The sequence below is a fragment of the Sphingomonas sp. LH128 genome, assembly GCF_000293195.2.
Taxonomy (GTDB): Bacteria; Pseudomonadota; Alphaproteobacteria; order Sphingomonadales; family Sphingomonadaceae; genus Novosphingobium; species Novosphingobium resinovorum_A.
In genome coordinates this window covers 1-5006 of sequence record NZ_ALVC01000393.1, presented here as the reverse complement: position 1 = coordinate 5006, position 5006 = coordinate 1, and the positions used below count along the sequence as shown (strand labels likewise).

Sequence of the window (5006 nt, the reverse complement as noted above, 5' to 3'; positions counted from 1 at the left end):
CAGCCAATTCCTACTTCAGAACAGTGCCTTACGCTACTCCCGCCAACCCTCTCGAGCACTCCGGTGAATAACAGCGGTTAAGGACATGCGCTGGCTCGCCATCCTTGCCAACCGGCGTGGGTACATGGCGCGGGCCGTGCGTGAATCGGGGGCAGATGTGCTGCATGTAGCGGCACGCAATCTGGTCGTGGGCAAGACGCCCGCCGAACTGGTGGCGGACAAGACGGTCTGGAATTGAGCGCTCAGGCTACGAGCGCGAGGATGGTTTCCGGCTCGATCGGCTGATGCCGTGAGACGCGGAAGGGTTGCAAGGGGTTGTCGGTGCGCACGACGAACTGGTCGGCGCCGGTAGTGTCGCGAAGCTGACAGGCGACGGCATAGCACTTCTCGAACGAGGTGAGATGGCGGCGGCGGGCTGATAGAGACGAGATAGTCATAGGTTTGTCCTTCGGGTGATGTCCTTCGGGTGATGTGCGCAATGCGCGGGAACGAGCCATGCAGGTTCGTTCATCTTAAATTGACCCATTGCGATGTATCGTGCTTGCAGCCGGAATTGACGTTGAGGCGTTGCTACGGCTGATCCACGGTAATGCATGGGTCTCATTCAATCGACGGGGTCGAAGCCGCTGCTACGGTTTCGGCCCCGTTATTGCATCGAGGCGGCGCTGGCGCTCGGCGCGCAGCTGCTCGACCAGGCGTGGATCGGCATGTGTCTGGATCAGGCGTAGAAGTACGGCGTCGGGCAGACGCATGGGATCGAGGCGTGGTCCTTTCGGTTTGGGCTCCATGCGGCCGAGGCCCAGCAACACGATGCGGTTTCGGACTTCGACGAGGCGTTCACCGCGCTCAGCGCGGGTGAAGGCGCGATCGAGGCCGTAGAGCCAACCGGAATCGGCATGAACAAGCATGGCTTCGCAGCGCGTGAGATCATCGGCGTGCCGGCATTGACGGATGCGCTCGACCGTCAGTTCGCGTGCGGTGGTGCGCACGCGCGCGTAATGATCGCTGCTCGGGCTCTCGATCGCGAAGAGGCGGTGCATGTGGCGGACCCATGAAGCCATGCTTTCCCAGGCGAACGCGGCGGGCGTCGATTTATCGGCCTTGCGATATGCGCGCAGCGGCGGCGCCGATCGAGGTGGTTGCTTGTCGCCGTGAAACAGGTCGGGTTGCCGCGCGCTCATGTGATCGGCTCGATGTCGCGAACCTCGACCATCCGGATCTTGGCGGTGCGCTCTGCACCGACAGGGTCGAGGAAGACATAACAGTGGTCAGCGAAGGTGCCGTTGCACAATCTCCAGATGACGCCTTCGCGGCCGAGGAAAAGGTGTGGTCCATACGCGGGATCTACGGCTCCCGGAGCATCGACGATGCGGACCCGTTGGCGCACCCGAAGCCAGTTTGCTGCGCCCTGCAGAATCGCGGCTTTGTCGTCCCTTGAGAGGTAGGCGGGGCGATCTGCCCGTTCCGGCCCGAAGGTGGCAAGGGGATCGTCCGCGATGCGATCGAGCTTTGCTTCGATCGTTTCCATGGCCGGTGTCTCGACCTCTGCCGCAGGCCGGTGCCGCCGGTAGTGGGTGATGGTTCGCCCGCTGAACAAGTCCGCCTGGGAGCCGAGGACGCGCTTGCTTTGCTGTTCGAGCTGATAGGCTCGGCGCCAGTGGTCATCAGGGGTGAGGGCGCGAGCTGGCGTAGGTTCGGAATAGACGATCGCCATAAGCTCGGCGAACTCTTCGGGAGACACTGTAGCGAGTTTGCGATTGTATCGCATGCCCCCAGCGCGAAGCGCTTTGCTAGCTTCGGTCATGGGTTGTGACCCCGAAATGGCCGGCCACCGCAGTTAGATGTGCAGCGAGCGCCCGTTCAGCATCGGCCGGGTCGGGCAGCGAGGCGACCGGGAAAAGGCAGGGATACCGGAAATCCAAACGGGCATGGTAATCCGACAGATGACGGATCAGCCGTGATGCGTCGGCCGAGATCAGTTGGGAATCCGGGCACTGCCTGAGGTAGGACCGCTCAGCCCCATAAAGATCGTGACTGATGAAATGCATGAGGTCCATCTCGTCGAAGCCGTGCTTTTTGAGCAGCGATTTCAACGACAGCTCCAGGGCGTGACCCACGCTCTGCCAGAAAGGCGCTTCACACTGGTTCCCGTCCAGCAATGCGCGCGTGGCACGGCCGTATTCGAGCGCCATTCGCAGATATCGGAAGCCCAAATCTTCATCGCTGCGAGATTGCTCACGCATTGGTTTCTCCTCGAGGCTGATTGAAGTGCTGCTTTCGCGGCCAGGATTGACCTACAGCGGGTGTGGCCCTAGAACGGCAATCGCTCTAAGATGTTGATATTTAACATAATTCTTATTATCGCGCCGCCGTTTCGGGGTGTTGCCCGCAAGGCTGGCGCGTGAGATCATCGCGCTTCCAGTATCGAAGGAGCGCGGATGATGGAGCCCGAACAGATGACCGACAAAGAGTTGGTCGATGCCTGGGACAAAGTCGAAGACGGTGAAAACCTGACCGATTTTGAACAGGCCGTTCTCGATGAAATCGAGCGGCGCAATATCGATCTGTAGAAGTCCGTTAGGATTATGACGATTTGTCGCAGCAACAGCCCGGCGACTTGAACAAGACCGTATTGGTGTTAGAGGCGCTGGCAGGTGCCGGGTAAACGCGACCGCCCGGCACCGCCTCTCGGATTAGATCGTCGTTTGGTTGGGTTGGAAACTGATGCGCAGCCCCAACGCGCCGGCAATCTTGCCGATAGTCGCGAAACTCGGATTTCCTTCACCCGACAGGGCCTTGTAGATACCCTCCCGACTAAGCCCGGTATCGCGGGACAGCTTGCTAATATTGCGAGCACGTACCACGTCCCCAAGAGCTGCTGCGATCAAAGCGGTATCGCCATCTTCCGCAGCGGCTTGCAGATATGCCGCAATGTCCTCTTCAGTCTTGAGGAAGTCGGCGGGATCGTAACGGCTAAAAGTCACGTCCATGGTTTCATTCCTTCCATGCGGCCGCAATTGATTTGGCCTGCGCTATGTCGCGAGCCTGACTGCTCTTGTCACCACCACAAAGCAGGACAATTAGGATTGGCCCGCGCTTCATATAATACACGCGATAGCCCGGCCCATAATCGATACGAAGTTCGGATATTCCGTCCCCTACGGGTTTAACATCGCCTGCATTTCCAAGGCTCAATCGACGCAGACGGACTTGTATCCGGGCTTTCGCATTTGAATCGCGCAAACCAGCCAACCATTGGTTGAAGGTGTTAGACTGGATCATCTCGATCATCTGATAACCCTAGTTGACAGGCTCCGTGTTGTCAACTCTGGCTGACAATATGCGGCCCGTGGGTAGTGAAAGCTATAGATCTTCGCGCACCATGATTGTCATGACGCGGCGCGTGACGCTGGCATCAGTGGGGTCAGGCGAACCCCATTTCAGATCGGCGTCGTAGGCGTCGATCTGGAAATAGACGGTTGTTCCCCGGTATTCGATCTGGCCACGCTCCCGCTCGGTCCTGTCGTCGTTGGGATATGTGAACTTGCGGACTTCGGCGAGGATCTCGGCTTGGGCGACAAGCTCGGCCATGGTGTTCTTGGCGAAGGTGCCAAGGCAGGTGCGGGTAATGACGATCCGTCCGGTGCGATCGAGGCCATGGCGGCAGCGATCGTTGAGACGGGCGATGATTTCCCGTTCGGACATGCCGGCGGTGGCAGTTGCGAGGGACATGGCAATTCTCCTGTGGGTCAGGCGGCGAGACGGGGACGCTGCGATGCGGGCACCGCAGCGTTGAAGCGCTCGATCCAGCTGCGCATGGTCGGGCGCTCGTTGACGGGGATCGATGCGGCGACGTCCTGAAATCGGATCAGGTCGAGCGGGGCTTCGCTGATGATCTGGTCGATGTCCTCGGCGGGCAAAAGCCGTTCGTGGCGGATGAAATCCGTCATTCGCCCCGGCCTCGCTCGCGTGGATTTGCGCCAGAGACCTTCGACCGTGTGCAGCCGGGGCGCGGCGCGGGCTTCGACAAGAACGATCAGGCGAAGGCACCATACCGGCAGGTCTCGAACCTCTGGCGGGGTCATTCCGATGCAGAACCAGCAGCTCGATTTAGGCGGAACCGGGAGGCCAGCGGCGGCGATCCGCCGTTCGCAGGCTTCGCGGTCCATGCCCCATTCGCGCAGCGGGTAGCGATAGTCGTAGAGCGGATCGTCAATCTTGACCGCGTGGGTGTAGCGCAGCGTGTCGCGCTTGCCGGCATCGAAGCCGATCAGCCGCGTCACTTTCTGGTCCCTCGCCCATGCGTCGACCGCCGGCTGCCATGTCTTCAGGAAGGCGTCCTGTGGAGATTTCTTATATTTCAGCGAACAGCTTGAACCGCCGAGCGATTTGCTGGGCAGCGTAGCGTTCGTGAGCGCCATTTCGAGCAGAGAGTAGTAAGGCGGCCAGTGTTTGAAGCGGCGCGGTTGATAGCGCACGATTTCGAACGGGATGCCTCGTGCGGCCATCCATGGCCGGATGACGTCGAGGTACTCGTAAGTGGCCGGTTTCTCGACGCCCGTATCGGCGGTGATGACAAGGTCGGGCTTTTCGCCGCGCGCTTCCAGTTCGACCAGAAGTGCGGTGGAATCGACACCGACGCCGTAGGCGAGGACGTTCGGGGCCCGAGGCGGCAGGAGATAGTCCGGGACGCGGCCTCCCACGTTCCCGCTCTCAGCGCAGTTCTTCGAGAACATCATCGCAAAGCTGCGCATCCTCGCGGGCAAACCGTTCGACGCGCGGCATGTCCCCCATGTCGATCACTTCGTAATCGTCGGACATGAAGGTCCAGTCTTCCTCGCGGAAGTCGTCATGCCAGCACCAGGTTCCGTCGGACCAGAGGACGAGTTTGATGCCTTCGTTGGCGTTCGGGGCGGCAGTCGGCTGAGTTTTGGGGCACATGCTGCATCTCCTGCTGGCGCGGAAAATCCTTGCCTTCGCCTTCACCCCTCCCCCTTCCCTTTCGC

At 60.4% G+C, this 5006-nt stretch carries 11 protein-coding genes; 2 read left to right on the top strand and 9 right to left on the bottom strand.

Going from position 1 to position 5006, the window contains the following annotated elements; genetic code table 11:
• Positions 1 to 85: 85 nt before the first annotated feature.
• Positions 86 to 238 (top strand): hypothetical protein, encoded by a 153-nt coding sequence (locus LH128_RS33810; RefSeq protein WP_172705180.1) that lies wholly within the window; start codon positions 86 to 88, stop codon positions 236 to 238.
• 4 nt (positions 239 to 242) lie between these two features.
• On the opposite strand, the gene LH128_RS26115 is transcribed toward LH128_RS33810, so the two are convergent.
• The 4 genes from LH128_RS26115 to LH128_RS26100 all read right to left on the bottom strand — a co-directional run bounded on the left by LH128_RS26115 (position 243) and on the right by LH128_RS26100 (position 2243).
• Entirely contained in the window at positions 243 to 437 is a 195-nt protein-coding gene (locus LH128_RS26115) for a hypothetical protein (protein ID WP_008832697.1), read from the bottom strand.
• A gap of 192 nt (positions 438 to 629) precedes the next feature.
• Positions 630 to 1181 (bottom strand): hypothetical protein, encoded by a 552-nt coding sequence (locus tag LH128_RS26110; protein ID WP_008832696.1) that lies wholly within the window; start codon positions 1179 to 1181, stop codon positions 630 to 632.
• The gene (locus LH128_RS26105; RefSeq protein WP_008832695.1) at positions 1178 to 1714 is read right to left on the bottom strand and encodes a hypothetical protein; all 537 of its coding nucleotides are present in this window, start codon (positions 1712 to 1714) and stop codon (positions 1178 to 1180) included. The genes LH128_RS26110 and LH128_RS26105 overlap by 4 nt, the downstream gene beginning before the upstream one ends.
• 76 nt (positions 1715 to 1790) lie before the next feature.
• Complete coding sequence (locus tag LH128_RS26100; protein WP_008832694.1) at positions 1791 to 2243, bottom strand: hypothetical protein; 453 nt, start codon at positions 2241 to 2243, stop codon at positions 1791 to 1793.
• Between the two features lie 195 nt (positions 2244 to 2438).
• Between LH128_RS26100 and LH128_RS34785 the strand changes: the two genes are divergently transcribed.
• Complete coding sequence (locus tag LH128_RS34785) at positions 2439 to 2570, top strand: hypothetical protein (RefSeq protein WP_268957481.1); 132 nt, start codon at positions 2439 to 2441, stop codon at positions 2568 to 2570.
• Between the two features lie 123 nt (positions 2571 to 2693).
• Here the strand turns inward: LH128_RS34785 and LH128_RS26095 are convergent, their stop codons facing one another.
• From LH128_RS26095 to LH128_RS26080, 5 genes are all read right to left on the bottom strand, one after another.
• Positions 2694 to 2990 (bottom strand): addiction module antidote protein, encoded by a 297-nt coding sequence (locus LH128_RS26095; protein WP_008832693.1) that lies wholly within the window; start codon positions 2988 to 2990, stop codon positions 2694 to 2696.
• 4 nt (positions 2991 to 2994) lie between these two features.
• Positions 2995 to 3291: a type II toxin-antitoxin system RelE/ParE family toxin gene (locus LH128_RS32535; RefSeq protein ID WP_008832692.1), complete on the bottom strand. Its 297-nt coding sequence runs from the start codon at positions 3289 to 3291 to the stop codon at positions 2995 to 2997.
• Positions 3292 to 3363: 72 nt separating this feature from the next.
• On the bottom strand, positions 3364 to 3732 hold the full coding sequence (locus LH128_RS26090) for a DUF3768 domain-containing protein (protein WP_008832691.1): 369 nt from the start codon (positions 3730 to 3732) through the stop codon (positions 3364 to 3366).
• A gap of 17 nt (positions 3733 to 3749) precedes the next feature.
• A complete protein-coding gene (locus tag LH128_RS26085) occupies positions 3750 to 4739 on the bottom strand; it encodes a hypothetical protein (RefSeq protein WP_008832690.1) in 990 nt (329 codons plus the stop codon).
• Positions 4714 to 4941, bottom strand: a complete 228-nt coding sequence (locus LH128_RS26080) for a hypothetical protein (RefSeq protein ID WP_008832689.1) — start codon at positions 4939 to 4941, stop codon at positions 4714 to 4716. Before LH128_RS26080 ends, LH128_RS26085 begins: the two co-directional genes overlap by 26 nt.
• Positions 4942 to 5006: the final 65 nt, after the last annotated feature.

Bases quoted from the DNA above. Each gene is read 5' to 3' on its own strand.
- LH128_RS33810 (WP_172705180.1), top strand. From the start codon at position 86: ATGCGCTGGCTCGCCATCCTTGCCAACCGGCGTGGGTACATGGCGCGG.
- LH128_RS26115 (WP_008832697.1), bottom strand. From the start codon at position 437: ATGACTATCTCGTCTCTATCAGCCCGCCGCCGCCATCTCACCTCGTTC.
- LH128_RS26110 (WP_008832696.1), bottom strand. From the start codon at position 1,181: ATGAGCGCGCGGCAACCCGACCTGTTTCACGGCGACAAGCAACCACCT.
- LH128_RS26105 (WP_008832695.1), bottom strand. From the start codon at position 1,714: ATGGCGATCGTCTATTCCGAACCTACGCCAGCTCGCGCCCTCACCCCT.
- LH128_RS26100 (WP_008832694.1), bottom strand. From the start codon at position 2,243: ATGCGTGAGCAATCTCGCAGCGATGAAGATTTGGGCTTCCGATATCTG.
- LH128_RS34785 (WP_268957481.1), top strand. From the start codon at position 2,439: ATGATGGAGCCCGAACAGATGACCGACAAAGAGTTGGTCGATGCCTGG.
- LH128_RS26095 (WP_008832693.1), bottom strand. From the start codon at position 2,990: ATGGACGTGACTTTTAGCCGTTACGATCCCGCCGACTTCCTCAAGACT.
- LH128_RS32535 (WP_008832692.1), bottom strand. From the start codon at position 3,291: ATGATCGAGATGATCCAGTCTAACACCTTCAACCAATGGTTGGCTGGT.
- LH128_RS26090 (WP_008832691.1), bottom strand. From the start codon at position 3,732: ATGTCCCTCGCAACTGCCACCGCCGGCATGTCCGAACGGGAAATCATC.
- LH128_RS26085 (WP_008832690.1), bottom strand. From the start codon at position 4,739: ATGATGTTCTCGAAGAACTGCGCTGAGAGCGGGAACGTGGGAGGCCGC.
- LH128_RS26080 (WP_008832689.1), bottom strand. From the start codon at position 4,941: ATGTGCCCCAAAACTCAGCCGACTGCCGCCCCGAACGCCAACGAAGGC.